The 26,630-nt window shown below is 70.6% G+C and carries 27 protein-coding genes; 3 read left to right on the top strand and 24 right to left on the bottom strand.

Annotated features, from left to right (window positions below; genetic code table 11):
* Window positions 1–49 precede the first annotated feature (49 nt).
* From pheT to infC, 13 genes are all read right to left on the bottom strand, one after another.
* A complete protein-coding gene (gene pheT / locus ACIGJI_RS17120) occupies window positions 50–2,596 on the bottom strand; it encodes a phenylalanine--tRNA ligase subunit beta (protein WP_363447832.1) in 2,547 nt (848 codons plus the stop codon).
* Window positions 2,596–3,636 carry a phenylalanine--tRNA ligase subunit alpha gene (gene pheS, locus ACIGJI_RS17115; protein ID WP_259955181.1) on the bottom strand — a complete coding sequence of 347 codons (1,041 nt, stop codon included), beginning with the start codon at window positions 3,634–3,636 and terminating at the stop codon, window positions 2,596–2,598. Before pheS ends, pheT begins: the two co-directional genes overlap by 1 nt.
* A gap of 49 nt (window positions 3,637–3,685) precedes the next feature.
* Window positions 3,686–4,612, bottom strand: coding sequence for an amino acid ABC transporter permease (locus ACIGJI_RS17110; RefSeq protein ID WP_268776865.1), 927 nt, complete (start codon window positions 4,610–4,612; stop codon window positions 3,686–3,688).
* Complete coding sequence (locus ACIGJI_RS17105) at window positions 4,609–5,256, bottom strand: amino acid ABC transporter permease (RefSeq protein WP_062636670.1); 648 nt, start codon at window positions 5,254–5,256, stop codon at window positions 4,609–4,611. The genes ACIGJI_RS17110 and ACIGJI_RS17105 overlap by 4 nt, the downstream gene beginning before the upstream one ends.
* A gap of 85 nt (window positions 5,257–5,341) precedes the next feature.
* Window positions 5,342–6,256, bottom strand: a complete 915-nt coding sequence (locus tag ACIGJI_RS17100; RefSeq protein ID WP_259954177.1) for a glutamate ABC transporter substrate-binding protein — start codon at window positions 6,254–6,256, stop codon at window positions 5,342–5,344.
* 46 nt (window positions 6,257–6,302) lie between these two features.
* Entirely contained in the window at window positions 6,303–7,049 is a 747-nt protein-coding gene (locus ACIGJI_RS17095) for an amino acid ABC transporter ATP-binding protein (RefSeq protein WP_060922536.1), read from the bottom strand.
* A 262-nt stretch (window positions 7,050–7,311) separates the two neighbouring features.
* The gene (locus ACIGJI_RS17090) at window positions 7,312–8,274 is read right to left on the bottom strand and encodes a TAXI family TRAP transporter solute-binding subunit (RefSeq protein WP_292795585.1); all 963 of its coding nucleotides are present in this window, start codon (window positions 8,272–8,274) and stop codon (window positions 7,312–7,314) included.
* On the bottom strand, window positions 8,271–9,644 hold the full coding sequence (locus tag ACIGJI_RS17085) for a HAMP domain-containing sensor histidine kinase (RefSeq protein ID WP_363447830.1): 1,374 nt from the start codon (window positions 9,642–9,644) through the stop codon (window positions 8,271–8,273). Before ACIGJI_RS17085 ends, ACIGJI_RS17090 begins: the two co-directional genes overlap by 4 nt.
* A 3-nt stretch (window positions 9,645–9,647) precedes the next feature.
* Window positions 9,648–10,319, bottom strand: coding sequence for a response regulator transcription factor (locus tag ACIGJI_RS17080; protein WP_268776862.1), 672 nt, complete (start codon window positions 10,317–10,319; stop codon window positions 9,648–9,650).
* Window positions 10,320–10,341: 22 nt separating this feature from the next.
* Window positions 10,342–11,154 (bottom strand): RNA methyltransferase, encoded by an 813-nt coding sequence (locus tag ACIGJI_RS17075; RefSeq protein WP_363447828.1) that lies wholly within the window; start codon window positions 11,152–11,154, stop codon window positions 10,342–10,344.
* An 88-nt stretch (window positions 11,155–11,242) separates the two neighbouring features.
* A complete protein-coding gene (gene rplT, locus ACIGJI_RS17070) occupies window positions 11,243–11,629 on the bottom strand; it encodes a 50S ribosomal protein L20 (protein ID WP_187661881.1) in 387 nt (128 codons plus the stop codon).
* Window positions 11,630–11,660: 31 nt separating this feature from the next.
* Complete coding sequence (gene rpmI / locus ACIGJI_RS17065; RefSeq protein ID WP_025105280.1) at window positions 11,661–11,855, bottom strand: 50S ribosomal protein L35; 195 nt, start codon at window positions 11,853–11,855, stop codon at window positions 11,661–11,663.
* Window positions 11,856–11,927: 72 nt separating this feature from the next.
* Complete coding sequence (infC, locus tag ACIGJI_RS17060; protein ID WP_370428515.1) at window positions 11,928–12,566, bottom strand: translation initiation factor IF-3; 639 nt, start codon at window positions 12,564–12,566, stop codon at window positions 11,928–11,930.
* A 233-nt stretch (window positions 12,567–12,799) separates the two neighbouring features.
* Between infC and ACIGJI_RS17055 the strand changes: the two genes are divergently transcribed.
* Window positions 12,800–13,198: a DUF1844 domain-containing protein gene (locus ACIGJI_RS17055; protein WP_060922526.1), complete on the top strand. Its 399-nt coding sequence runs from the start codon at window positions 12,800–12,802 to the stop codon at window positions 13,196–13,198.
* 18 nt (window positions 13,199–13,216) lie between these two features.
* Here ACIGJI_RS17055 and ACIGJI_RS17050 read toward each other — a convergent pair whose 3' ends face one another.
* The 6 genes from ACIGJI_RS17050 to ACIGJI_RS17025 all read right to left on the bottom strand — a co-directional run bounded on the left by ACIGJI_RS17050 (window position 13,217) and on the right by ACIGJI_RS17025 (window position 17,630).
* Window positions 13,217–14,014, bottom strand: coding sequence for an SseB family protein (locus ACIGJI_RS17050; protein WP_363447826.1), 798 nt, complete (start codon window positions 14,012–14,014; stop codon window positions 13,217–13,219).
* Entirely contained in the window at window positions 13,998–14,744 is a 747-nt protein-coding gene (gene priA / locus ACIGJI_RS17045) for a bifunctional 1-(5-phosphoribosyl)-5-((5-phosphoribosylamino)methylideneamino)imidazole-4-carboxamide isomerase/phosphoribosylanthranilate isomerase PriA (RefSeq protein WP_025105284.1), read from the bottom strand. Before priA ends, ACIGJI_RS17050 begins: the two co-directional genes overlap by 17 nt.
* 112 nt (window positions 14,745–14,856) lie before the next feature.
* Complete coding sequence (gene hisH, locus ACIGJI_RS17040; protein ID WP_187661883.1) at window positions 14,857–15,492, bottom strand: imidazole glycerol phosphate synthase subunit HisH; 636 nt, start codon at window positions 15,490–15,492, stop codon at window positions 14,857–14,859.
* The gene (hisB, locus tag ACIGJI_RS17035; protein WP_187661884.1) at window positions 15,489–16,106 is read right to left on the bottom strand and encodes an imidazoleglycerol-phosphate dehydratase HisB; all 618 of its coding nucleotides are present in this window, start codon (window positions 16,104–16,106) and stop codon (window positions 15,489–15,491) included. Before hisB ends, hisH begins: the two co-directional genes overlap by 4 nt.
* Window positions 16,103–17,197, bottom strand: a complete 1,095-nt coding sequence (locus tag ACIGJI_RS17030; RefSeq protein WP_370428498.1) for a histidinol-phosphate transaminase — start codon at window positions 17,195–17,197, stop codon at window positions 16,103–16,105. Before ACIGJI_RS17030 ends, hisB begins: the two co-directional genes overlap by 4 nt.
* A gap of 64 nt (window positions 17,198–17,261) precedes the next feature.
* Window positions 17,262–17,630: a LysM peptidoglycan-binding domain-containing protein gene (locus ACIGJI_RS17025; RefSeq protein WP_187661886.1), complete on the bottom strand. Its 369-nt coding sequence runs from the start codon at window positions 17,628–17,630 to the stop codon at window positions 17,262–17,264.
* A 283-nt stretch (window positions 17,631–17,913) separates the two neighbouring features.
* Here ACIGJI_RS17025 and lexA point away from each other — a divergent pair, with 283 nt between their 5' ends.
* Entirely contained in the window at window positions 17,914–18,600 is a 687-nt protein-coding gene (gene lexA / locus ACIGJI_RS17020; RefSeq protein ID WP_363447823.1) for a transcriptional repressor LexA, read from the top strand.
* 64 nt (window positions 18,601–18,664) lie between these two features.
* Here lexA and metE read toward each other — a convergent pair whose 3' ends face one another.
* Together metE and ACIGJI_RS17010 are read right to left on the bottom strand one after the other, a co-directional pair.
* Window positions 18,665–20,974: a 5-methyltetrahydropteroyltriglutamate--homocysteine S-methyltransferase gene (gene metE, locus ACIGJI_RS17015; RefSeq protein ID WP_363447821.1), complete on the bottom strand. Its 2,310-nt coding sequence runs from the start codon at window positions 20,972–20,974 to the stop codon at window positions 18,665–18,667.
* Between the two features lie 21 nt (window positions 20,975–20,995).
* A complete protein-coding gene (locus tag ACIGJI_RS17010) occupies window positions 20,996–21,943 on the bottom strand; it encodes a methylenetetrahydrofolate reductase (protein WP_259954189.1) in 948 nt (315 codons plus the stop codon).
* 184 nt (window positions 21,944–22,127) lie between these two features.
* On the opposite strand from ACIGJI_RS17010, the gene ACIGJI_RS17005 reads away from it, so the two are divergent.
* The gene (locus ACIGJI_RS17005) at window positions 22,128–23,990 is read left to right on the top strand and encodes a prolyl oligopeptidase family serine peptidase (protein ID WP_363447818.1); all 1,863 of its coding nucleotides are present in this window, start codon (window positions 22,128–22,130) and stop codon (window positions 23,988–23,990) included.
* An 11-nt stretch (window positions 23,991–24,001) separates the two neighbouring features.
* On the opposite strand, the gene smpB is transcribed toward ACIGJI_RS17005, so the two are convergent.
* The 3 genes from smpB to ftsE form a co-directional block, all read right to left on the bottom strand.
* Entirely contained in the window at window positions 24,002–24,478 is a 477-nt protein-coding gene (gene smpB, locus ACIGJI_RS17000; protein ID WP_050722832.1) for an SsrA-binding protein SmpB, read from the bottom strand.
* Window positions 24,479–24,546: 68 nt separating this feature from the next.
* Complete coding sequence (ftsX, locus tag ACIGJI_RS16995; protein WP_187661891.1) at window positions 24,547–25,461, bottom strand: permease-like cell division protein FtsX; 915 nt, start codon at window positions 25,459–25,461, stop codon at window positions 24,547–24,549.
* Window positions 25,458–26,564 (bottom strand): cell division ATP-binding protein FtsE, encoded by a 1,107-nt coding sequence (gene ftsE / locus ACIGJI_RS16990; protein WP_280571718.1) that lies wholly within the window; start codon window positions 26,562–26,564, stop codon window positions 25,458–25,460. The genes ftsX and ftsE overlap by 4 nt, the downstream gene beginning before the upstream one ends.
* Between the last annotated feature and the right edge of the window lie 66 nt (window positions 26,565–26,630).

The following is a 26,630-nucleotide window of genomic DNA, read 5'->3' as shown; positions in this document are numbered from 1 at the left end:
CTATCGCGAGAGCGCACGGCTCCCCGGAAGGGGCCGTGCGCTCTCCCGGTCAGTCGCGGAGGGCGGCGCCGAAGCGCTCCGCGGCCACGGCGACGCCCGCCATCTTCGCCGCGGAGGCCTCCGCGGCGGTCAGCGTGCGGTCGTCGGCGCGGAAGCGCAGGGCGAACGTCAGCGACTTCGATCCCTCGGGCACGCCCTCGCCGCGGTAGTCGTCCACGAGCCGGACGGACTCCAGCAGTGCACCCGCGCCCTCCGCGAGAGCCGCGCGGACCTCGCCCGCCGGCACCTCGGCCGGGAGCGTGAGCGAGACGTCCTGCGTCGCGGCCGGGAACGTGGAGAGCGATGCCGCCACGATGCGTCCGCCGGCGAGCGTGAGCAGCCGGTCGAGGTCGAGCTCCAGCACGATGGCGCGACCCGGCAGGTCAGCCTCCTCGGCGACGGCGGGATGCAGCTCGCCGACGTAGCCGACCTCCTCGCCGGCGGCGACGAGCGCACCGGTGCGTCCGGGGTGGAGCGCGGCGCGCTGCGTCTGCACGACGTCGATCTCGATGCCCGCCGCGGCCCCGATCACGCGGACCGCGTCGAGCGCCTCGACGAGCCCGGCGGCCTCGGCGGCACGACCCGGCTGGCGCGGCGACACGTTGCCGGTCAGCAGCACCGCGACGTGGCGCTCCTGCGGCGGGATGGAGGCGTCGAGCGCGGCGAGCACCTCATCCGACGGCCGGACGCCGAGCGGCGGGACCTCGGCGGTGCCGTACTCCACGCCCGGCTCCGGGACGAACACGGCGCCCGTCTCGAACAGCGCGAGGTCGGTGAGCCCGCGCGAGATGTTGCGGTGCGCGGTCTGCAGCAGACCGGGGATGAGCGAGCGCCGCAGGAACGGCACCTGCCCGTCGAGCGGGTTCGCGAGGCGGATGCTGGGCAGGTGCTCACCGGACGCGGAGCCGTGCAGATCGTTCTGCGCCTCGGTCGTGAACGGGAACGCCGGGGTCTCGACGAATCCTGCGGCGGCGAGAGCGTTCACCACGCGGCGACGCCCCTGCTGATGTGCCGTGAGACCGCGGCCGGACGGCGGCGTCGGCAGCACGGAGGGGATGCGGTCGAGCCCGTGGATGCGGGCGACCTCCTCGGCGAGTGTCCACTTGTCGGTGAGGTCGGGGCGCCAGGTCGGCGGGATGACCGTCCACCCGGAGTCACCCTGGGTCCCTGCGCCTTCGGCCTGGGTCCCTGAGCCTGTCGAAGGGCTGACCTCGGCCCCGATCGTCGTCAGCGCGCCGGTGATCTCGTCGTCGGTGTAGTCGACGCCGATCAGCCCCTGCACGAAGCCGCGCGGGAGCTCGATCTCGGCGACGAACACCTCGGCGAAGAGCGCTCCACCCTCCTCCGTGAGCGTGCCGCCGGCGAGCTCGACCATGAGGTCGGCTGCACGCCGGGCCGCGACGAAGGGGATCAGCGGGTCGACGCCGCGCTCGAAGCGCTTGGACGCCTCGCTCGGGAGCCGGTGCCGACGGGCCGTGCGGGCGATGGTCGTCGCGTCGAAGGTCGCCGCCTCGATGAGGACGTTCCGCGTGGTGTCGCTCATCTCGGTGGTGCCGCCGCCCATGACGCCGGCGAGGCCGATGGGACCGGAGTCGTCGGCGATGAGGAGGTCTTCGACGTGCAGCTTCCGCTCCACGCCGTCGAGCGTGGTCATCTTCTCCCCCGGCGTCGCGCGCCGGACGGTGATGCCGCCCGTGAGCTTGTCCAGGTCGTAGCCGTGCAGCGGCTGCCCGAGCTCGAGCATGACGTAGTTCGTGATGTCGATGAGCACACCCAGCGACCGCATGCCGGCGAGGCTCAGGCGCGCGATCATCCACGGCGGAGTCGGCCGAGACGGATCGACGTCGCGCACGACCCGGGTGACGAACTCGCTGGCGCCGACCTTGCCCCGCACCGGCGCCTGGTCGTCCACCACGGCCGTGTGTCCGGAGCCGGGCTGCAGCTCGGCGAAGTCGCGCTCGGCGGGATCGCGGAAGGCCGCCCCCGTGGCGTGGGAGTACTCACGGGCGACACCGCGCACCGAGAACGCGTAGCCGCGGTCCGGCGTGACGTTGATCTCCACCGCGACGTCGTCGAGGCCCAGCAGCGCGATCGCGTCGGTGCCCACGGGCGCATCGATGCCGAGGTCGCTCAGCACGACGATGCCGTTGTGCTCGTCGCCGAGACCCAGCTCGCGCGCGGAGGCGATCATGCCGTCGGAGACGTGACCGTAGGTCTTGCGGGCGGCGATGGGGAACGGGCCGGGGAGGACAGCGCCGGGCAGGGTCACGACGACCTTGTCTCCGACGACGAAGTTGTGCGCGCCGCAGACGATCCCACGGACTCCGCCGTGCTCGGGGCCGACGTCCACCTGGCACCAGTTGATCGTCTTGCCGTTCGACTGGGGTTCCGGCTCGACGGAGACGACCTGGCCGACCACCACGGGACCCGTGATGTCGAACCGGTGCACGTCCTCCTCTTCGAAGCCGACGGTCACCAGTGCCGCGAGGACGTCCTCGGGCGTGGCATCCGCTGCCAGATCGACGTACTCACGCAGCCACGAAAGCGGGACGCGCATCACACCACCATCCCGAACTGCTCGCTGAAACGGACATCGCCCTCGGCCATGTCGCGCATGTCCTGCACATCGCTGCGGAACATCAGGCCCCGCTCGATGCCCATGCCGAACGCGAAGCCGCTGTACACCTCCGGGTCGATCCCGGCCGCGCGCAGCACGTTCGGGTTGACCATGCCGCAGCCGCCCCACTCGATCCAGCGCGCGCCACCCTTGAAGGTCGGGTGCCACAGGTCGAGCTCGGCGGAGGGCTCGGTGAAGGGGAAGTAGTTCGTGCGGAAGCGGGTCTTGGCCTCCGGACCGAAGAGCTGCTTCGCGAAGTGGTCGAGCGTGCCCTTGAGGTGCGCCATCGTGATGCCCTTGTCGACGACCAGGCCCTCGAACTGCGTGAAGACCGGGAGGTGCGTGGCGTCGAACTCGTCGGTGCGGTACACGCGGCCCGGGCACAGCACGTAGATGGGGACCTCGCGGTCGAGCATGGATCGCACCTGCACGGGGCTCGTGTGCGTACGCATGACGAGGTGGCGCGACGTCGGGTCGACGTAGAAGGTGTCCTGCTCCTGGCGGGCGGGGTGATCGACGTCGAAGTTCAGGGCGTCGAAGTTGAACCACTCGTGCTCGAGCTCCGGCCCCTCCGCGATCTCCCACCCCATGCCGACGAAGATGTCCTCGACGTGGTCCTGCAGGAGGGCCAGCGGGTGGCGGGCGCCCACGCGCGTCCGCGACGGGACGGCGGTGATGTCGACGCGCTCGGCCTCCAGACGCGCGGCGACCTCCGCGGCGGCCAGCTCGGCCTCCTTCGCCGCGAGCGCCTGGTTCACACGACCGCGGCCCTGACCGACGAGCTTGCCGAACGCGGCCTTGTTCTCGGGGGCGACCTGGCGCATCGAGGCGTTCAGGACCGCGAGCGGCGATCCCTCCGCGACGTGCGCCGCACGGGCGGCTTTCAGCGCGGCGGTGTCGGCGGCCGCCTCGATCGCCGCGAGGGCGTCGGCGACAGCGGCTTCGACCGCTTCGGGGGTGATTTCCGGAGACTCTGACACGGGAGTCGAGTCTACCGGCGCGGGACAGGCGTCCCGCGCCGGTCGTGGCTCACACCGCCAGTCCGCCGGAGTTGTTGCTGTCGTGCTTACCGAGACCCCGCTGCATCACGATGAGCGACGTGTTCGTCTCGCCGTCGTGCTGGCGGGGGTCCGGCTCCACGGGACCGGCCTTGGCCGAGCGCTTGGCCCGGCGCTGCAGGCGGTAGGCGACGTAGGAGAGCACCAGACAGACCGCGACGTACATCGAGCCGCCGACGATCGCGGCGGGGATCAGCGGCGACCCGTAGGGCGCCTGGTTGCCGATCTGGTTGATGACGTAGAGCAGCTCCTGGTACGTGATGATGAAGCCGAGCGCGGTGTCCTTCAGGGCCACCACGAGCTGCGCGATGATCACGGGCATCATCGCCCGGACGGCCTGCGGGATCAGGATGAAGTACATGACCCCGGTCTTGCGCAGGCCGATCGCGTAGCCGGCTTCCTTCTGCCCGCGCGGCAGCGACTCGATCCCGGCGCGGAGCACCTCCGCCAGCACGGAGCCGTTGTAGACGATGAGCGCGATGACGACCGCGTAGTACGGGGGCATCCGGATACCGATCACCGGGAGGCCGTAGTACAGCAGCATCATGAGGATCAGGACGGGGATCGCCCGCATGATCTCGATGATCCACCGCACCGGTTCCCGCACCCAGGCGTGCTCGGAGAGGCGGCCGATGCCGAGGACGAAGCCCAGCACGATCGAACCGACACCGGCGACCGCGAAGGCGGAGAGCGTGCTGAGCAGCCCCTCCCCGAAGCGCACCCAGACCGCCGAGTACGTGAAGATGTTCCACTTCTCCGCGGAGAACTGGCCGGTGGCGTACAGGCGCCAGACCACCCAGCCGAGCACGGCGAGGACGACGAGGATCGTGACGGCGCCGATGATCCGGTTGCGGGCGACGGCGCGAGGCCCGGGGACGTCGAACAGGACGGAACTCATCGCGCGATCCTCCACTTGTTCTCGAGTACGCGCTGCACCCAGCTCAGGAGCAGCACGAGCACGACGAAGATGACCATGACCCACAGCAGCACGACGAGGGCGTTCTCGCCCCGCTCGCTGAGTGCCGCTCGGATCGTGCCGAGGTTGACCACCGAGAAGCCGGCGGCCACCGTGGTGTTCTTCATGAGGGCGATGAGCACGCTCATGAGCGGCGGGACCACGGACCGCGTGGCCTGGGGCAGCACGACGAAGCGCATGACCTGGCCGAAGTTGAGGCCGATGGCCCGTGCCGCCTCCGCCTGTCCGACCGGCACCGTGTTGATGCCGGCGCGGATCGCCTCAGCGACGTAGGTGGCGGTGTAGATGCCGAGCGCGATCGTGGCGAGCAGCAGGGAGTTGACCCGCTCCCCGAGCAGGATCGGAAGGCAGAACGCGAAGAAGAACATCACCAGCGTGAGCGGGGTGTTCCGGATCCAGTTCACGTACACGGCGCCGACGCCGCGCGCGATCGGGACCGGGGACACGCGGGCCGCTCCGACGATGAGTCCGAGCACCACGGCGATGAGGCCACCGCCGAGGAACAGCGCGATGGTTCCCCACAGCGCTTCACCCCAGAGGTCGAGGTGGTCCGAGATCACTCCCACTGCTGTGCCTTTCGGTTCGTTTCCGCGTCAGATCGACGCCGAGGAGGACGGGGGCGGCCGGCTGGACCGACCGCCCCCGGGGAGATCAACCGACCGGGTCGACCTCGGGCTGCTCGGCCTTCACACCGGAGGCGCCGAGGTTGTTGTCGAAGATCTGCTGCCAGATGTCACCACCGTCGGTGAGCTGGGTGTTGAAGTACTCGACGAGCGCGTCGTCGCCCTTCGCCACACCGATGCCGTAGCGCTCCTCGCTGAACGGCTCGCCGACGACCTTGAGGTTGTCGGGGTCCTGGGCCGCGTAGCCGATGAGGATCGCCTCGTCGGTCGTGACGGCGTCGACCTGGCCGTTCTTGAGGTCCTCGACGCACTTGGAGTACGTGTCGTACTCCTTCGTCTTCACCTCGGGGTAGTTCTCCTTGATGTTCTGGATCGGCGTCGAACCCGTCGCCGAGCAGACCGTCGTGGAGGAGTCGAGGTCGTCGACGCTCGCGATGTCACTGTCGGCCGCGACGAGGAGGCCCTGGCCGGTGACGAAGTAGGGACCGGCGAAGGCGATCTGCTCCTTGCGCTTGTCCGTGATCGAGTAGGTGCCGACGTAGTAGTCGATGTCGCCGTTGACGATGGCCTGCTCGCGGTTCGCGGAGGCGATCGCCTGGAACTCGATCTTCTCCGGGTCGACACCGAGGGATGCCGCCATCCAGCGGGCGATGTCGACGTCGAAGCCGGTGCGCTCGTTCGTCACCGGGTCGAGGTAGCCGAGACCGGGCTGGTCCTCCTTGACGCCCACCTTGACGGTGCCCGACGAGGAGATGCGGTCGAACGTGGGGCTCCCCTCGATCGTGACATCCTCCTCGATGGTCCAGGGCGTGCTGCTCGAGGCGTCGCCCTCGTCGCTGCCCGACGTGCCGGTGCTCGACGGCGTGCCGCTGTTGCAGGCCGTGAGCGCGAGCAGCGCCACCGTGGCGATCCCGAATCCGGCCAGTGTCCGTGTGCGTCGCATGTGCGTCTCCTTCGTGTGCTGTGCTGTGGGTGCTGGGTCTGGGAAGTCAGTGCGTGAGGAGCTTCGAGAGGAAGTCCTTGGCGCGGTCGCTCTTCGGGTTCGTGAAGAACTCCTCGGGCGTGGCCTCCTCGACGATCCGGCCGTCCGCCATGAAGACGACGCGGTCGGCCGCCTTGCGGGCGAAGCCCATCTCGTGGGTGACGACGATCATCGTCATGCCCTCCTGGGCGAGCTCGACCATGACGTCGAGGACCTCGTTGATCATCTCGGGGTCGAGCGCGCTCGTGGGCTCGTCGAAGAGCATGACCTTCGGCTGCATGGCCAGGGCCCGCGCGATCGCGACGCGCTGCTGCTGGCCGCCCGAGAGCTGCGCGGGGAGCTTGTTCGCCTGCTGCGCGACGCCGACCCGCTTGAGGAGCATCATCGCCTCGGCCTCGGCGTCGGACTTCTTCAGGCCACGGACCTTGATCGGGCCGAGCGTCACGTTCTCGAGGATCGTGAGGTGCGCGAAGAGGTTGAAGGACTGGAAGACCATGCCGACGTCGGCGCGCAGGTGCGCGAGCGCCTTGCCCTCCGCGGGCAGCTCCTTGCCGTCGATGCGGATGGAGCCGCTGGTGATGGTCTCCAGGCGGTTGATCGTGCGGCAGAGCGTCGACTTGCCCGAGCCGGAGGGGCCGATCACGACGACGACCTCCCCCGCGTTGACGGTGAGGTCGATGTCGCTGAGCGCCTGGAACTCGCCGTAGTGCTTCTGGACGTTCTCGACGACGACGAGCGGGGTTTCAGAGGTCATCATTTCTCCAAACTAGCCACGCGATGCGCGCGGTTCCAGGCACCACGGTGAGGTTTACACGTTCGTAATCACCTGATCGCGGCGCCAATGCATCCTCGCAGGGGCGCCCCACGGCCCGCCCCCTCGGGCCGCGGGATCGCCCTGCTGCCACGCTCCCAGCGACAGCAGGCAGCAGGTGTCCGATCGTGTGCGATCGACCTCACCCTGGCAGAGCGCGCCGACGCCTGTCAGGGATCTTGAGGATTTCTTGAGGGGACGCCCGTCACCGGCGCAGGCCGCGGTAGTACTCCTCCGCACCGGGGTGCAGGGGCACCGGCCCGGTGAAGATCGCGGACCGCCGGTCCAGCAACGCTGCCGCCGGGACGTCGGCGGCCAACGTGGTGCGCGCCGCGAACAGGCCCGCGACGAGATCATGGACGACGCCGGGCGGGGTGCTTCCGGCGGTGACGAGGTAGTTCGGCACCGCCAACGTCATCACGGAGGCATCGAGGCCGTAGGTGCCCGCGGGCACGTCGGCGGGCCGATACGCATGGGAGTACCGCTCGTTGACCGCATTGACCCAGTCCTGCTCGACCGGGAGCAGACGGACGTCGACGGTCTCGGCCAGATCGGTGATGCCGGGCGTCGGCAGTCCGCCCACCCAGAAGAAGCCGTCGATCTCCCCGCGCTCCATGGCGGCGATGGACCCGCCGAGGTCGAGCTGCGGATCGTCGATCGTATCCGCGGCCACGCCGGCGGCGTGCAGCACCCGGGTCGCGATCACGTTCACCCCCGAGTTCTCGGCCCCGAGGGAGATCGTCCCCCCGGCGAGGTCCGCGAGGTCGTCGAGGGCCGAGTCGTCGCGCACGACGATCTGCAGATACTCGTCGTAGAGACGGGCGACCGCCTGCACGTCCAGTGGCTCGGCGAAGGCTCCCGTCCCGGCCACGGCGTCGGCCGCCGCATCGCCCTGCGCGAAGCCGAGGAGCGCCTCCCCCGCACTCACCCGCAGCAGGTTGTCGACCGATCCGGCGGTCTCCTCCGCCGTGAGGTCGACGTCCAGTTCGCGCGACAGCTCGGCCGCCAGGCGACTGCCGTAGTCGTGGTAGACCCCGGTGGGGCTGCCCGCGGCGATCACGGCGACGGTGTCCGTCCATCCCTCGGAACGCGGACTGCACGCGCTCAACGCGACCGCCGTCACGAGCGCGAGCATCCCGGCCATGACACGCCGTCCCCGCCCGCTCATGCCGCCGCCTCCGCGGGGAGGACGAGGGCCACGAGGAGCCCGCCGCCATCGGCGCCGCGCACCCGCAGCTCGCCCCCGACCGTCGCGAGGAGGTCGGTCGCGATCGCGAGCCCGAGCCCGGTCCCCGGCATGTCGCCGCTGTCCGCGCTCCGCCAGAAGCGGTCCGCCGCCGACGAGGCGTCCTCCGGAGACAGACCAGGGCCGTGGTCGCGCACGGTGAGGTGGCATTCGCCGCCCACGCGCCGCGCGCCGACCTCGATGGACGAGCCCTCCGGCGAGTACTTCACCGCGTTGTCGATCGCGGCATCGAGCGCACTCTCCACGATGGTGCGGTCGGTGATCGTCATGACCGACGGCTCCCCCGTGGGGCGCAGCCCGATGGCCCGCTGCGCCGCCACCTCCTGCCAGGCCTCCACCCGGCGGGCTGCGACAGCGGCCAGATCGACCGCGGACATCGTGGAGTCGGTGCGACCGCCGCGGGCGAGTCCGAGGAGGGTCTCCAGGATGCGGGTCATCCGCCGGCCCTCCTCCCTCGTCTCCTCGACGTCGTGGTCCCACTCGCGTCCCAGGCCCGTCGCGAGGTGCTCGACGCGCAGCAGCAACGCGTTGAGCGGATTCCGCAGCTCGTGCGAGGCGTTCAGCGCGAACTCCTGCTGCCGGGTCATGACGCGCTCGATCTCATCGGCCATGCCGTTGAACACCCGCGTCATGCGCCGCAGCTCGGGCGGCCCGGTGCCCTCGGCCACCCGGGCGTCCATCTCCCCGCGCTCGATCGCCGCCATCGTCTCGTCGAGGCGGCGCACCGGGGAGAGCACCCAGCGCGCCAGCCCGGCGACCAGGAGGATGCCGAGCGCGCACAGCAGCACGACGATCACGCCGAGCACGAGCGTCTGGCGCAGGATGACGGTCTGCGGCGTCTCCGTTCCTCCGCTCACGAGCACGGCGCCGATCACGTCGCCGTCGTCGAACACCGGCTCCACGAGCGCCGCGTCGGACACGACCCATGCGGAGGAGGTCGGCTGTTCGGCGCGGCGTCCGGAGAGCGCCAGCCGTACCCGCTGCGCGTCCTCCTCCGACAGGACCGTGTCGCCGTGATCCCCCGCCGCCCACGGGCTGCCGGTGAGATCGAACACGGTCACCTCGATCCCGTACACCTCCTGGAAGCGGCGGACCTCGGCGTCCATCACCGCCGGGCTCCCGGAGCGGAGCGCCTGCCTGGCGCTCGTCGCGAAGTAGCCGAGGTCGCCGAGCTGCTCCGCGTAGAACGACTGCTGGACGCTGCGCGCCGCGCTCCACCCGGTCACGCCGCCCAGCGCGACGAGCACGACGATCAGCGGCACGAGGAAGACCACGGTCAGGCGGCGGCGCACGCGTCAGGACCCCGCGAGCCGATAGCCGACGCCGCGCACCGTCTCGATGAACGCGCGGTCCCCGCTCTTCTTCCGGATGGCCGCCACGTGCACCTCGAGCGAGTGGCCGAAGCCGCGCCAATCGGTGTTCCAGACCTCGCGGATGAGGCGCTCCTTCGGCACCGCCACACCCGGATACCGGGCGAGCACGCCCACGATGTCGAACTCCTTGCGGGTGAGCGCCAGCGGCACCCCGCCGACCTGCACCTCCCGCGCCACGAGGTCGATCTGCACCGCCCCGTCGTGCAGCAGCACCCGGGTATCCGGTTCCGTGCGCAGCGGCCGTGATCGCCGGGTGACCGCCTCGATCCGCGCCAGGAGTTCGTGCACGTCGTACGGCTTCACCACGAAGTCATCGGCTCCGGCCCGCAGCCCCTTGATGCGCTCGGCGACCTGGTTGCGCGCGGTGACGATCACGATCGGGACGTCGGACCGCCCCCGGATGCGACGGCAGAGGTCGATCCCGTCGACGTCCGGTAGCCCGAGGTCCAGCAGCACCACCTCGGTGTCGGCGTCGAGGTGCTCCAGCGCGGTCGCCCCGTCGGCGGCGTGCACGGTGGCATAGCCCGAGCGCGCGAGGAAGGCCTGCAAGGCCCCCGCCACCCGCTCGTCGTCCTCGACGATGAGAATCCGCATCCTGCGTCCCGTCCGTCGCCGGTCAGCCGGTGGCGGCGGCGCGTTGGGCGAACGCGCTCTCGTACAGGCACACGCTCGCCGCGGTGGCCAGGTTGAGCGACTCCGCGCGTCCGAAGATCGGCAGCCGCAGGACCCGGTCGGCCCGTGTCAGCGCATCGTCCTCGAGTCCGCGCGCCTCATTGCCGAACAGCCAGGCGGTCGGCTCGCCGAGCACACCGTCGGCGCGGGCTGCGAGGAGGTCATCCCCCTTCACGTCGGCCGCGAGGATCTGCAGGCCCGCATCGTGCGCACGTCGCACGACCTCGTCGAGGTCCCCGCCCACGGAGACCGGAAGGTGGAAGAGCGAGCCGGTCGTCGCCCGCACCACCTTGGGGTTGTACGGATCGACCGTGCGACCGGTGAGCACGACGGCTTCGGCGCCGGCGGCGTCGGCGGCCCGGATGATCGTGCCGAGGTTGCCAGGGTCGCGCACCTCCTCGCAGATCGCGACGAGACGCGGTGCCGCATCGAAGATGTCCCGCACCGAGGTCGGCGTCTGACGGACGACCGCGACGAGCCCCTGCGGGGTCACCGTGTCGGCCATCGCGTTGAGCACGTCCTCGCTCACGTACTCGACCTCGACGTCCGCCTCCGCCGCCGCGGCACGGATGTCCGCGTGCCTCTCCCACCCGTGAGGGGTCGCGAACAGCTCGATGATCGCCTCCGGACGGTACGTCAGCGCCTCACGGACGGACTGCGGACCTTCCAACAGGAACAGCCCGGTCTCGGTACGCGCGCTGCGCTTGGTCAGCTTGGCGACGGCACGGACTCGGGGGGAACGGGGGTTCTCCAGCACGGACTCAGTCTACGGTCAGCCCGCCACCGCCCGGATACGCGGAACGGGCGCCTTCCCGGAGGAAGACGCCCGTTCGGAAGCGAGATGCTTACGCGACCGACTTCGGCGCGTTGACGTCGGAGGGCAGAGCCTTCTTCGCCGTCTCGACCAGCGTCGTGAACGTCGCGGCATCGTTCACCGCGAGGTCGGCGAGCATGCGACGGTCGACCGTGACACCCGCGAGGTTGAGGCCCTGGATGAAGCGGTTGTACGTCATGCCGTTCTGGCGGGCAGCGGCGTTGATGCGCTGGATCCAGAGACGACGGAAGTCGCCCTTGCGCTTGCGACGGTCCCGGTACGAGTAGACCAGGGAGTGGATGACCTGCTCCTTGGCCTTCCGGTAGAGGCGCGAACGCTGACCGCGGTAGCCGGAGGCGCGCTCGAGGATGACCCGACGCTTCTTGTGGGCGTTGACCGCCCGCTTGACTCTTGCCATTTTCCTGTGTTCCTATCGTGCGTTCGGCGCGTCAGCGACCGAGAAGCTTCTTCGCGACCTTGAAGTCCGCCTTCGCGAGCACCTGGTCCTGGTTCAGACGGCGGGTGCGACGGCTCGACTTGTGCTCGAGGTTGTGGCGCATCCCGGCCTGCTGCTTCTTCAGCTTGCCGCTGCCGGTGATCTTGAAGCGCTTCTTAGCACCCGAGTGGGTCTTCTGCTTCGGCATCTTCTCTTCCTTCGTATGGCGCCTTCTCAGGCGACGGTGTCAACCCGCGGTGCGGGAGTTCTGGGGGCGGATCTACTCCGCCGGGGCGTCCGCGGAAGCGTCCGCGTCGTTCTTCGCATCGCGCGCGGCCTGCTTGTTCGCGGCGCGCACGGCGTTCTGCTCCTGCTTCGCCTCGGACTTGCTCTTGTGCGGCGCGACGACCATGACCATGTTGCGGCCGTCGATGGTCGGGTTCGACTCGACGGTGCCGAACTCGGCGACGTCCTCGGCGAACTTGCGCAGCAGACGCACACCCTGCTCGGGACGCGACTGCTCGCGACCGCGGAAGAGGATCATGGCCTTGACCTTGTCACCGGCCTTGAGGAAGCCCTCGGCGCGCTTGAGCTTCGTGGTGTAGTCGTGCGCCTCGATCTTCAGACGGAAGCGGACTTCCTTGAGGATCGTGTTCGCCTGGTTGCGACGCGCTTCCTTTTCCTTCTGCGCGGCCTCGTACTTGAACTTGCCGTAGTCCATGATCTTGACGACGGGCGGCTTCGAGTTCGGGGCGACCTCGACGAGGTCGAGATCGGCTTCCTGTGCGAGACGCAGCGCTGCCTCGATGCGGACAACGCCGATCTGCTCACCCGCGGGGCCGACGAGGCGGACCTCGGGGACGCGGATGCGCTCATTGGTACGGGGATCGCTGATGCGGAGCTCCTTAGACGATGTGATTCGGCCACCGTGATGCTGTCTGCATCTCGGGCGAAATCGGAGTCGTCCCCCACCCGCCGGCTCTCAGACGCCGGCTCCGCACCCTGTCTACCGGTCCCCTCGTGACGAGCGGAGCCGGCGGAGCGCAAGACCCGGTAGCCTGGAACGGCAAGCGCGGGTGGGAAGTGAATCCTCTTTCGTTCCGGAGCATGGCGCTCCGGAGCCCGCCAAAGTCTAACAGAAAGCAAGGCGAAGTGACGAACCAGGCATCGGACGAGGCGGCCCGCGAGCGCGAGGAGCGATGGGCTCGGCAGGAAGAAGCGGCCTCCTCGGCCGTCCGCGACATCGCCGACGTCCCGGCCGTCGAGGTGATCACCACCGCCGCCGTGCACCTCATGAGTGCTGCCGCCGTCAAGCTCGGCCTGGCGGACGACCCGGAGGCCGCGGCTCAGCTCGACCTGGACGAGGCGCGCAAGCTCATCAACGCGCTGGCGGGACTCATCACCGCCGGCGCCCCCGAGATCAGCGACATGCACGCCCGCTCGTTGCGTGACGGCCTCCGTTCGCTGCAGCTCGCCTTCCGCGAGGCCTCGACCATCCCGGACCCGATCGGCAAGGGCCCCGGCGAGAAGTGGACCGGCCCCGTCACCTGATCCGGTCGGAGCTCCGCCTCAGACGCTGCGGCGGAGCTTGACCGTCAGCGAGTCGGCGAGGACGGCGATGCGGTCATCCGCCGCCCACCGCTGGGCGAGGCGCGCGAGCACCGCATCCAGGACCTCGCGCTCCAGGCCGTCGACGAGCTCCAGCACCACGACGAGCTCTGGCCCGCGCAGCCGCGCATCCGGGTCACCGGGCGCGACCGCGACGTCGATCACGGCGAGTTCGTGGGCGATGCTCTCCCGGAGCGCGGTGACCACCTCGGGCGAGAGGAAGCTCGGTTCCCACGCGTGCCCCTGCGCCACGGCCCAGACGGCGGGTCGCCGGATCACGAACTCCGTGTCCGAGGTCGGGTCGAGCACGATCAGGTCGGTATCCTCCGACGATGCGGCCAGCGCGGCGCGGACGGCCTCGACCGGGATGGGTCGCGCCGACGGGTCCCAGCGCTGCATCGTCTCGACCGATGAGAACACCGGCTGGACGCGGCGCCCGTCCGGTGCGGCGACGGTGACGATCGACAGCTCCTGCGTCTTGTCCACCGCGAGGCCGCTGGGGGCCACCCCCTCCTCACCCTTCTCGGCGATCAGCGGGATGAGCACCCGCGCGGAGCGGAACGCGTCGACGACCTCCGTCTGACTCCCCTCCCCCGCGCGGAAGCGGAGCAGGGCGGCGAGAAGAGCAGGGTCCGCCGAGCCGTCGTCCGCGGCATGCGGATTCGACTCGAAGCTGCGCCCCTCCCAGGGGACACCGGCCGAGTCCGCCCGGTTGTGCGGCTCCGGCCCGCAGGCGTGGGGGTCAGTCTCCGGCGACATCCAGGGCCTCCGCCAGCGTGAAGGCGCCCGCGTACAGCGCCTTGCCGACGATGGCGCCCTCGACGCCCAGCGGCACGAGGTCGCGCAGGGCGGCGATGTCGTCGAGGTTCGAGATGCCGCCCGACGCGACGACCGGCTTCGGCGTGCGCGAGGTGACCTCACGCAGGAGCTCCAGGTTCGGACCGCGCAGCGTGCCGTCCTTGGTCACGTCGGTGACGACGTAGCGGCTGCAGCCGGCGTCCTCGAGGCGCTCGAGCACCTCCCAGAGGTCACCGCCCTCCTTCGTCCAGCCCCGCGCCGCGAGCGTGGTGCCGCGCACGTCGAGGCCGACGGCGATCGCCTCGCCGAAGCGGCTGATCACGTCGGCGGCCCACTCCGGGTTCTCCAGGGCGGCGGTGCCGAGGTTGATGCGGGCGGCGCCGCTCTCCAGAGCCGCCTCCAGACTCGCGTCGTCCCGGATGCCGCCGGAGAGCTCGACGTTGACGTTCTTGAACTGCTTGATGACCTTGCGCAGGATCGGGGCGTTGCTGCCGCGTCCGAACGCCGCGTCGAGGTCGACGAGGTGGATCCAGGAGGCTCCCTGCGAGACCCACTCCCCCGCGGCGTCGAGCGGGTCGCCGTAGCTCGTCTCCGTGCCCGCCTCCCCCTGGGTCAGACGGACCGCCTTGCCGCCGGCGACGTCGACCGCGGGGAGGAGCGTGAGCGAGGGGGACTGCGCGAAGTCGTTCATGGGGTCCTTGGTTCGGGTGGGTCTGCGGCCCGAGAGGGCACGAGAGACGAGGGTAGTCCGCCGCGGGGCGCGGGACAAACCGCATGACGCCCGGCGCCGACGCGGCTCCGGATCAGAGGCTCTGCACCCAGTTCCGGAGCAGCTGGATGCCGGCGTCTCCGGACTTCTCGGGGTGGAACTGCGTCGCCGAGAGCGGGCCGTTCTCCACGGCCGCGAGGAAGGGACCGCCGTAGGTCGCCCAGGTGAGCACGGGCTGGGGGAACGGCGGGATCACATCGAGCTCCCAGGACTGCGCCGCATAGGAGTGCACGAAGTAGAAACGTTCCTGCTCGATCCCGCGGAACAGGACGGTGTCCTCCCCCGGCTCCACGGTGTTCCAGCCCATGTGCGGCAGGACAGGGGCGTTGAGCTCCGTCACGGCGCCCGGCCACTCGCCGAGGCCCGCGGTGTCGTGCCCGCGCTCGACGCCGTGCTCGAAGAGCACCTGCATGCCGACGCAGATACCCAGCACCGGTCGACCGCCCGCGAGACGACGGCCGATGATCTCGTCGCCGCCGTGAGCGTGCAGTGCGTCCCGCACGGCCTGGAAGGCTCCGACGCCGGGCACGACGAACCCGTCGGCCTCGAGAGCCTCGGTGCGGTCGCGCGTGAGGACGGCGTCGGCTCCCGCGGCGACGAGCGCCTTGACCGCGGAGTGGACGTTGCCGGACTCGTAGTCGAAGACGGCGACCCGGGGCGCGGCGCTCACAAGGCTCCCTTGGTGGACGGGATGCCGTCGACGAGGGGATCCAGCGCCTTCGCCTGACGGAACGCCCGCGCGAACGCCTTGAACTCGGCCTCGGCGATGTGGTGCGGGTCGCGCCCGCCCAGGACCCGGACGTGCACGGTGAGGGCGGCGTTGAAGGTGATGGCTTCGAAGACGTGCCGGACGAGCGATCCGGTGAAGTGCCCGCCGATCAGGTGGTGCTCGAAGCCCGCGGGTTCACCCTCGTGCACGAGGTACGGGCGACCGGAGATGTCGACGACCGCCTGCGCGAGCGCCTCGTCCAGGGGGACGAGGGCGTCGCCGTAGCGGGAGATGCCGGACTTGTCCCCGAGCGCGGCGAGGATCGCCTGACCGAGCACGATCGAGACGTCTTCCACGGTGTGGTGCGCGTCGATGTGGGTGTCGCCGGACGCCCGCACGGTGAGATCCGTCAGCGAGTGCTTCGCGAACGCCGTGAGCATGTGGTCGAAGAACGGCACCGAGGTGTCGATGCGGCTCGCGCCGGTACCGTCCAGGTTGAGCTCGACCTCGACGGTGGACTCCGACGTGCGGCGCACGCGGCTCGCGGTGCGTGCGGTGGGCGCGGGGATGGTCATGATGCCGATCCTATCGAGGCCAGGGCGTCCAGGAACGCCGTGGTCTCCGCCTCCGTACCGGCACTCACCCGCAGGTGACCGGGGATGCCGACGTCACGGACGAGCACGCCGCGATCGTAGAGCTGCTGCCAGGTGGCCTGCGGGTCCGCGACGCCGCCGAACAGCACGAAGTTGGACCACGAGAGGTGGGGCGTGTAGCCGAGGGCCTCCAGCGTGGCCGTGATCCGGTCGCGCTGCTCCACGATCTCCTGCACCATCCCGAGCATGACGTCGGCATTGCGGAGCGCGGCGACGGCCGCCGCCTGCGTCAGGGCGCTCAGGTGGTAGGGCAGGCGCACCAGACGCAGCGCGTCGATGAACGCGGGGTCGGCGGCGAGGTAGCCGACGCGGGCACCGGCGAAGGCGAAGGCCTTGCTCATGGTGCGGGAGACCGCCAGCCGCGGCCGGCCCTCCAGCAGAGTCAGTGCAGACGGGGCATCGCGCGGCGCGAACTCCTGATAGGCCTCGTCGACGATCACCACGCCACGGGCGGCGTCGTAGACGGCCTCCACCACGTCGAGCCCCAGCGGCGTGCCCGTCGGATTGTTCGGCGAGCAGAGGATCACGATGTCCGGGTCGGCCGCACGGACCTGCTCCGCCGCCTCCTCCGCGGTGACGGTGTAGTCCGGCTGCCGGGTGCCGGCGATCCACGACGCCCCTGTGCCCTTCGCGATGAGCGGGTACATCGAGTACGTCGGGCCGAAGCCGAATGCCGTGCGGTCCGGACCGCCGAAAGCCTGGAAGATGTGCTGCAGCACCTCGTTGGAGCCGTTTCCCGCCCAGATCTGCTCCGGCGTGAGGCCGTGACCCAGGTAGTCGGCGAAGGCCTCCCGCAGCGTCGTGAACTCACGATCCGGGTACCGGTTCACGTCCCGGATCGCCACGGCGATGTCATCGAGGATGTCGCTCGCGACCTCGTCGGGAACGGGATGCGTGTTCTCGTTCACGTTCAGAGCCACCGGCAGCGGGGCCTGGGGCGCGCCGTACGGGGTGAGTCCGCGCAGATCGTCGCGGAGCGGGAGATCGTTGAGGGAGAAGGTCACCCTTCCCATCTTAAGAGGAGCACGGAGAGCCGAGGTCATCGTGACGACCGGATCGGAAGACTCGGGCTCCGCGTCAGTCGGTGTAGCGGGCCGGGAGCGCGAGCTCCTGACCGACCTGCAGCTCGCCGCCGCGGAGGAGGTTCATACGGCTGATCTCACCGATGACCTCGCGGGGGTCGGCCTCGGGGGCGATGCTGCTCGCGATCGACCAGAGGGTGTCGCCGGGCATGACCGTGACGGTCTCGACGGAGACGGCCGGTGCGTCCGCGCCGGAGGCGATCGCACTGCCCCCGCTGATGGCGGCGAAGGCGATGCCCGCTGCGAGCGGGACCGAGGCGAGCGCGAGCAGAGCGCGGCGGCCGCGTGCCGTGATCCGCAGCCGGGTGGCCGGACGGGCCGATGCCGGGAAGGCGGTCGCGGTGCTGAGGCTGATGCTGCTCATGTCTGCTCCTTACTGTCCCGGCGCCGGAGCCCGGGGAGGTTGGCGTAGCTTTCGCATCCGCGCCTCGGCCGGGAGCCGTGGATGCGAAGCTACGTTCCGAAGATATCTTCGAGTTCGAACATCTGTCAAGCTGTCTTCGAAGCCGCGGCCCGCGAATCGCCCGACACGCTCGAACAGATCTTCCAGATCCGCGCTTTTCTCGGATACGGTTTCGATAAGGACACCCCACCACGGGCCACCGACATTCGAAGCGGCACGTCGGATCACGCAGTGAAGGAGCACCATGAGCGACACCTCAGCCCTCGAGTCCGAGGCGCCGCGCACCCGCCGTCGCAAGAGCCTCAGCCCGAAGCAGATGGCGATCCTCGAGGTCATCCAGGCCTCCATCGCACAGAACGGCTACCCGCCGAGCATGCGCGAGATCGGCGATGCCGTCGGACTCAAGTCGCTGTCCAGCGTCACGCACCAGCTCGGTCAGCTCGAGCTCAGCGGCTACCTGCGGCGCGACCCGGGCAAGACGCGCGCCATGGAGGTCCTCATCGACCTTCCCGGCACCGGTGCGGAGAACCCCGCGGATGTGGCGACCCCGGTCGGCGACGCCGCCCTGGTCCCGCTGGTCGGCCGCATCGCCGCCGGCGTGCCCATCAACGCCGATCAGCAGGTGGAGGAGATCTTCCCGCTCCCCCGGCAGCTCGTCGGCAAGGGCGACCTCTTCATGCTCAAGGTCTCCGGCGAGTCGATGATCGACGCCGCGATCTGCGACGGGGACTGGGTCGTGGTCCGGTCGCAGAACACCGCGGAGAACGGCGAGATCGTCGCCGCCATGCTCGACGGCGAGGCCACCGTCAAGGTGCTTCGTCGTCGCGACGGCCACACCTGGCTGCTCCCCCGCAACTCCGCGTTCGAGCCGATCCTGGGCGACGAAGCCGTCGTGCTCGGCAAGGTCGTCGCGGTCATGCGCGCCGTCTGAGACACACGACGAAGGCCCTCCCGGTGCACCGGGAGGGCCTTCGTCGTCTCGCTGAGCAGGAGTGTCAGGCGGTGACCACCACGTCCTCGCGCACCCGGCGGGTGGCCTCGACGATGTTCCGCAGCGATGCCGTGGTCTCGGCGTAGCCGCGGGTCTTCAGGCCGCAGTCCGGGTTCACCCAGAGCTGACGGAGCGGGATCTCCTCGACCGCGCGACGCAGCAGGGACTCGACCTCCTCGACCGTCGGCACACGCGGCGAGTGGATGTCGTAGACACCGGGGCCGATGCCGTGGTCGAAGCCGACCTCGGCGATGTCCGCGACGACCTCCATGCGGCTGCGGGCCGCCTCGATCGACGTCACGTCGGCGTCGAGCGCACGGATCGCGTCGATCACGACGCCGAACTCCGAGTAACAGAGGTGGGTGTGCACCTGCGTGGCCGCCGCGGCACCGCCCGTCGCCAGACGGAACGAGGCGACGGACCAGTCCAGGTACGCGGGCTGGTCGGTCTGCTTCAGCGGCAGCAGCTCGCGCAGCGCCGGCTCGTCGACCTGGATCACCTGGATGCCCGCGGCCTCCAGATCGGCGATCTCGTCGCGGAGGGCGAGCGCGACCTGGTTCGCGGTCTCCCCCAGAGGCTGGTCGTCGCGGACGAAGGACCACGCGAGGATGGTGACCGGCCCCGTGAGCATCCCCTTCATGTGCTTCGCGGTGAGCGACTGGGCGTATGCCGACCAGGCGACCGTGATGGGCGCCGGGCGGGAGACATCGCCCCAGAGGATCGACGGACGCGTGGCTCGCGAGCCGTACGACTGCACCCAGCCGTGCTGCGTGACCGCGAAGCCGTCGAGGTGCTCGGCGAAGTACTGCACCATGTCGTTCCGCTCGGGTTCGCCGTGCACGAGGACGTCGAGGCCGAGGTCCTCCTGCAGGGAGACGACCGCGGCGACCTCACGGCGGAGGAACTCCTCGTAGTCGTCCTCGGGGATCTCGCCGCGGAGGAACTGCGCGCGTGCGCGGCGGATGTCGCCGGTCTGCGGGAAGGAGCCGATCGTCGTCAGGGGCAGCACCGGCAGGCCGAGGACATTCTGCGCCTCTTCCCGCTCCGCGTACGGAGCACGGGCGAAGTCGGCGTCGGTCAGCGCACGGGAACGCACCGCACCGTCGCGCACGCCGGGAGCGCTCAGGCGATCCTGCAGCGCAGCGGTCGCGGCGTCCAGCTCGGTCGCGATCGCCGTGCGCCCTTCGGACAGACCGCGGGCGAGGGTCACGACCTGCTGCACCTTCTGGTCCGCGAACGCGAGCCAGGACACCAGGCGCTCGTCGAGCGCGGTCTCGTCCTCCACGTCGTGCGGCACGTGCAGCAGCGAGGTCGAGGTGGCCGCGGACACCGGTGCACCGAGCGCGCGGAGCGCCGCCAGGGAGTCGAACGCCGCGGAGAGGTCGCCACGCCAGATGTTGTGACCGTCGATCACACCGCCGACGAGGGCCTTGCCCTCGAGGCCAGGCACCGCCTCCGGCACGGCACCGCGCACGAGGTCGACGGCGATCGCCTCGATGGGGGCCGCGGCCACGGTCCCGAACGTCTCGCCGAGGCTCGCATACGGGGCCGCGACGAGGATCGAGGGACGTTCCTCGGCGCTGCCCAGCACCGCGAGCGCGCGCTCCGCCGCCGAGGCGAGTTGGGCGGTCGTGGCCGGCAGCGACTCGCTGACGAGCGCGGGCTCGTCGAGCTGCACCCACTCGGCACCCGCGGCGCGCAGGCGGGCGAGCAGATCGACGTAGACCGGCAGCACGTCCTCCAGACGCGAGAGCGGCTCGAAGCCCTCCGGCGCGTCGTCCGACGCCTTCGCGAGCGCCAGCAGCGTGACCGGTCCGACGACCACGGGACGCGTGACGAATCCGGCGGCCGCGGCCTCGGCGACCTCGCGCACCAGCCGGTCGCTGGCGAGGGAGAACACCGTCTCCGGGCCGATCTCCGGCACGAGGTAGTGGTAGTTCGAATCGAACCACTTCGTCATCTCCAGCGGCGCGCGCTCCCCCTCGCCGCGGGCGACGGTGAACAGTGCGGAGAGTCCGATCGTCCCGTCCGCCTCCCGCAGGTCGTCGAAGCGCGCGGGGATGGCGCCGACCGTGGCGGCGGCATCGAGCACCTGGTCGTAGAACGAGAAGGACTCCGGGATCGACGAGTCCGTGCGACCGAGGCCGAGGGCGGCCAGGCGTTCACGGGTCGCCGCGCGCAGGTCCGCTGCCGTCCGCTCCAGCTCCTGCTCGTCGATGCGGCCCGCCCAGAACGCCTCGACGGCCTTCTTGAGCTCGCGGCGGCGGCCGATGCGGGGATAGCCGAGGATGGTGCCCTCGGGGAATGCGGTCATGGTGTTTCCTTTCGGCGGGGACTAGTGCCGGAGCGCCGGGACGATGCCGGCTTCGGCGAGGACGGTCAGGACGGTCTCGTGCTGGTTGAAGGCGTACAGGTGGACGCCGGGGGCGCCGCCGGCGACGACGTCGGCGGCGAGGCGCGCGGCCCACGAGATCCCGATCTCCCGACGCCCCTCGGCGGTGGGCTCGACGTCGAGGGCGACCGAGAGCTCGCTCGGCAGGTCCTCCCCCGTGAGCTCCAGCACCCGGGCCAGCCGGGCAGGTGAGGTGATCGGCATGATGCCGGGAAGGATCGGGATGGTGACGCCGCCCGCTCGAGCTCGCTCCACGAAGGCGAGGTAGTCGTCCGGGTGGAAGAAGAGCTGGGTGATGGCGAAGGTCGCCCCCGCCGCCTGCTTGGCGAGCAGAGCCTCCACGTCCTGGGTGCGGTGCGTGGCCCGCGGGTGCCCCTTCGGGAAGGCCGCGACCGCGATGTCGACCTTCTGCCGGGGGGCCACCAGCGCGGCTCCGGGAAGGCCGGGGACCGGGGACTCCTGGTACGGAGCACGTTCGGCCTGGACGCGATCGATGAGCTGCACGAGCTGAGCCGCGCTCTCCAGGTCGCCGAGGAAGGGCTCCGTCCGGCCCGCGGGCGGATCGCCGCGGAGGGCGAGGAAGCGGAGGATCCCGGCGTCGAGGAACTCCCGGATGAGCGCCGTGGCCCCGGCATAGGTGTTGCCGACGCACGTGAGATGGGCGAGGGGCTCGACGTCGGTGTGCTCGCGGATGAACCGCAGCACGTCGAGCGAGCGTCCCCCGGTCGAGCCGCCGGCGCCATAGGTCACCGAGAGGAACGCGGGTCCGGCCGCGGCGAGGTGACGGACGGTCTCGTGCAGCGCCTCCTGGCTCGACTCCGAGCGGGGCGGATACAGCTCGAAGGAGAACGGCACGCGGGAGGCGCGGGAGGCGTCGAACGGGGAAGACATCTTCTCTCCAGGGGACAGGGGCCGGGGTCCGCGCACGACGAAGAGCACGTCGCTCGCGGGCGGGTGCCGGGCTCGGCTGTCGCTCCACGTCCGGGATCAACCGGGCGTTTCCAGAAACCTAGAACACGCCCTCGGCCCGCCGCACGAGTGTGACGTCGTGTGTCACCGCCCGTAGGCTCGACGCATGTCCTCACCGTTCGGCTCCTGGGCCTCCCCCTTCACCGCCGCCGCCGTCGCCGGAGCGGCTCCCCGCATCGACGGAACACGCTTCGTCGGCGATGAGGTGTGGTGGGCCGAGTCCGTGCCCGCCGAGGGCGGACGCGTCACGGTGCGCAGCTCGACGGGGGCGGAGATCCTCCCGGCACCCTGGAGCGCCCGCTCCCACGTGCACGAGTACGGGGGCGGTGCCTGGACCGTCGACGGCGACACCCTGTACTTCGTCTCCGGCGCCGACCAGCGTGTGCACCGCATGGACCGCGGCGCGGAGCCGCGCCCCCTCACCGCCGCCGGCCCGTCGTACGGCGGGCTGCGCGTGCAGAGCGGCCGCCTGCTTGCGGTCCGCGAAGACCTCTCGGCCGCCCCGCACCGCCGCGCGATCGTGGAGATCCCCGTGGACGGCTCGGCCGCCGACGAAGCGGCTGCGGTGCGCGTGATCGCGGAGGGCACCGGATTCTTCGCCCACCCCGCTCTCTCGCCGGACGGCAGCCGGGTGGCCTGGGTCGAGTGGCAGGCGGACAGCATGCCGTGGGAGAGTGCCGCCCTCGCCATCGGGGCGGTGGACGGCGGGACCGTCACCCGCGTCCCCACCTCCGCGGCCCTGCAGCCGGAGTGGCGCGGCGACGACGCGCTCGTGTTCGCCGACGACGCTTCAGGGCGCTGGCAGCTCCAGCACCTCGCACTGGACGGCCTCCGGCTCGGCGCCTCGCGCGCGCTGACCTCGTCGGACGCGGATACCGGATACGGCCTCTGGGTGCTCGGCAACCGCTGGTTCCAGGTCCTGGCCGACGGGCGCCTCGTGGCGGTGCGCACGAATGGACGCGACGAGGTGCAGCTCGTGTCCGCGGACGGCGAGACCCGGGCGATCACGGTGCCGGGCGACGGGCACCTCAGCGTGGACGACGTCGCCGGCTCCCGCGTGCTGCTCAGCGGAGACGGCTCGCGCGTGACCTCAGGCATCTGGTGCGTCGATGTCGACAGGGGGACCGTCGAGACCATCACCGGTGGCGCTCCGGTCGACGAGGACTGGATGCCGGGGGCGCAGCAGATCGTCGTGGAAGGGGCACACGGCCCCGTGCACGCGTTCGCGTATCCGCCCGCCGCGCCCGGAGACCCCCGCGGCGCCGACGGGGAGCTGCCGCCCTACATCGTGCTCGTGCACGGCGGTCCGACCGCCCATGTCACCGGTGCGACCTCCGCCTCCATCGCGTTCTTCACGAGCCGGGGCATCGGGGTCCTCGACGTCAACTACGGCGGATCGACGGGATATGGACGCGCCTACCGCGACCGTCTGCAGGGACAGTGGGGCATCGTCGACGTGGACGACGTGATCGCGGCGGCCCGCGGCCTCGCGGACGCCGGGTTGGCAGATTCCACCCGCATCGCCATCCGCGGGGGCTCGGCCGGCGGCTGGACGGTGCTCTCCGCACTCGTCCGGGGCGGCACGTTCGCGGCCGGCATCAGCCGCTACGGTGTCGCGGATCTCCGGCTGCTCGCCGCCGAGACCCACGACTTCGAGGCGTCGTACCTCGACGGCCTCGTGGGTCCGCTCCCCGCGGCCGAGGACGTCTACATCGAGCGCTCGCCCCTGACGCACGCCGACCGCATCGACGTTCCGGTGCTGCTGCTGCAGGGCGAGGAGGACCGCGTCGTGCCGCCGTCCCAGTCCGAGGCCATCCGCGACGCTCTGGCGGCGAACGGCATCGACCACGACTACGTGCTGTACCCGGGCGAGGGCCACGGGTTCCGCAGCGCGGAGACCATCGTCGACGCGCTGGAGCGGGAGCTCGCGTTCCTCGGCCGGGTGTTCGGCTTCACGCCGAACCTCTGAGCCGGCTCGGGCTACTCGCCGACCCTGTTGCGCAGGCGCATCGCGCGCTCGGCCTCGCGGGTGTCCTGACGCTCACGGAGGGTCTGGCGCTTGTCGTACTCGCGCTTGCCCTTCGCGAGGGCGATCTCGACCTTGGCGCGACCGTCCGAGAAGTACAGCTTGAGCGGGATCAGCGTGTACCCGCCCGCGGAGACGGCGTGAGCGAGCTTCGCGATCTCCTCCCGGTGCAGGAGCAGCTTGCGGATGCGCTTGGCCGAGTGGTTCGTCCAGTGCCCCTGCGAGTACTCCGGGATGTGCACGGCATCGAGGAAGACCTCGTTGCCCTTCACGAACGCGTACCCGTCGCTGAGGTTCGCGCGCCCCTGACGGAGCGACTTCACCTCGGTGCCGGTGAGCACCATCCCCGCCTCGTACGACTTCTCGATGTTGTAGTCGTGACGCGCGCGACGATTGGTCGCGATGACCTTCTCCCCGCGTTCCCTGGGCATGATGATCTCCTGTGCTGTGGTGCTGTGGACGGCTCGACAGCGGATCGGTCGAGCAGCCTTTCAGGGTATCAGGTGCGCAGCCAACGCCGGATCGCGAAGCCGGCCGAGAGCGCCGCGAGCACGACGCCGATCCCGACGAGGACCGGCACCACGAGGATCGCGTCCTGCATGGTCACCCACGTCGTGATGAACGGCACCCGACCGCGGAGATAACCGTTCACGCCGAAGTGCATGCCGGCGACGACCGCCGCGCTCGCGAGAGCCGAGCCCAGCAACGCGGCGAAGACGCCCTCCAGCACGAACGGCGTCTGGATGAAGCGGTTCGAGGCGCCGACCAGGCGCATGATCCCGATCTCCTTCCGCCGCGCATAGGCGGACAAGCGGATGGTGGTGGCGATCAGAAGCGTCGCGGCGATGAGCATGAGGACCGCGATACCGACGGCGATGTACGTCGCCACGGTGAGCGCGGAGAACAGCGGTTCGAGGTATTGGAGCTGGTCCTGGACCTGTTCCACTCCGGCTTGGCCGTTGAAGGCCTCGGCGAGGACCTGCGACTGGCCCGGGTCCTTCATCGTGACGAAGAAGACCTCGAACGCCTGATCGGGCGAGAGCACGCTGGCCTGCTCCTCCCCGACCTGCTCGACGAGCTTGGCGTAGGTCTCCTCCTTCGTGTCGAAGGTCATGGAGCTGATGAGCGGCGACAACGCGTCGCCCTCGAGCTGGGCGCGCACGGCGGCGACCTGCTCCTCGCTCGCCGCGCCGTCGACGCAGGTGTCCGACTCCGACACCGCGGAGCACATGTAGACGGCCACCTGGGCGCGCTCGGCCCAATAGCCGCGCATGACGCCGATCTGGGACTGCATGAGGATCGCGGCGCCGACGAACGTCAGCGACACGAAGGTGACGAGCACGACGGAGATGACCATCGAGATGTTGCGCCGCAGGCCGACGAGGGCCTCGGTCAGGATCAGGCCGATTCTCATGAGGTCGGGCCCACTTCCTCGTCGTCCTGGTCGGACAGCCCGAGGCGGTCGGCGACGCCGAGCTCGGCGACGTCCACCTCCGGGATCACGATCGGATGCGTGCGCGGACCGGCGGGCGCGGGACGCTCGGCAGCGGGCTGCGGCGCGGCCGGTGGCTGCACGACGTCCGGCGGTTCGACCACGCCGGGCTCCCGCGAGGGCTCCGGCGGCTCGACCACCTGCGGAGCGGGTTCGGCGGCGGGCTTGGTGACCGCGGGAGACGCGGCGGCGGCACGGCGCTGGGCGTCCAGCTCCTCCGCCAGGGCCGCGCGGACCACGGAGAGGTCGGCGGTCTGGCGTTGCACCTCCTGCACGGCCGTGAGGGCTGCGGCGGCCGCGGCACCGCGGACCTCCTCCGGCACCAGGCGCGGGATGTTCGAGGTGTCGCCGTATCCGCCGTGCACCTCGTCGCGGACCATCTCGCCGTCGCGGAGCTCGATCACGCGGCGGCGCATCTGGTCGACGAACCCGGCCTCGTGGGTGGCCATGAGCACCGTCGTGCCACCCGCGTTGATCCGGGCGAGCAGCTGCATGATGTCGACGGAGGTCGCCGGGTCGAGGTTTCCGGTGGGCTCGTCGGCGAGCAGCACCTGAGGACGGTTGACGAGCGCCCTGGCGATGGCGACGCGCTGCTGCTCGCCGCCGGAGAGCTCGTGCGGCATGCGCTTCTCCTTGCCGTCGAGCCCGACGAGGGCGAGCGCCTCGGGAACCGCCTGCTGGATGAAGCCCCGGGACGAGCCGGTGACCTGCAGCGTGAAGGCGACGTTCTGATGGACGGTCTTGGACGGGAGCAGGCGGAAGTCCTGGAACACGGAGCCGATGTGCCGACGGAAGTAGGGCACCTTCCGGTTCGCCAGAGCCCTCAGGTCGCGGCCGAGGACGGCGACACGGCCCGTCGTCGGCACGTCCTCGCGGAGGATGAGGCGCAGACAGGAGGATTTGCCGGACCCGGAGGCACCGACCAGGAAGACGAACTCCCCGCGCTGCACCTCGAAGTCGACACCGGACAGGGCGGGCTTCGACGTCCCGCGGTAGCGTTTCGTGACGTTCTCGAACCGAATCATGGCGACTCGAGCCTAAGCGCGGCACGGGCGTCGCCCCGGCACGACACCCCGCCGCGCGGCACGCCG

It is taken from the genome of Microbacterium sp. NPDC064978 (assembly GCF_044543605.1).
GTDB classification, from domain to species: domain Bacteria; phylum Actinomycetota; class Actinomycetes; order Actinomycetales; family Microbacteriaceae; genus Microbacterium; species Microbacterium meiriae.
Note: the sequence above shows the minus strand (reverse complement) of the source record. Positions and strands in the feature narration are given on the sequence as shown.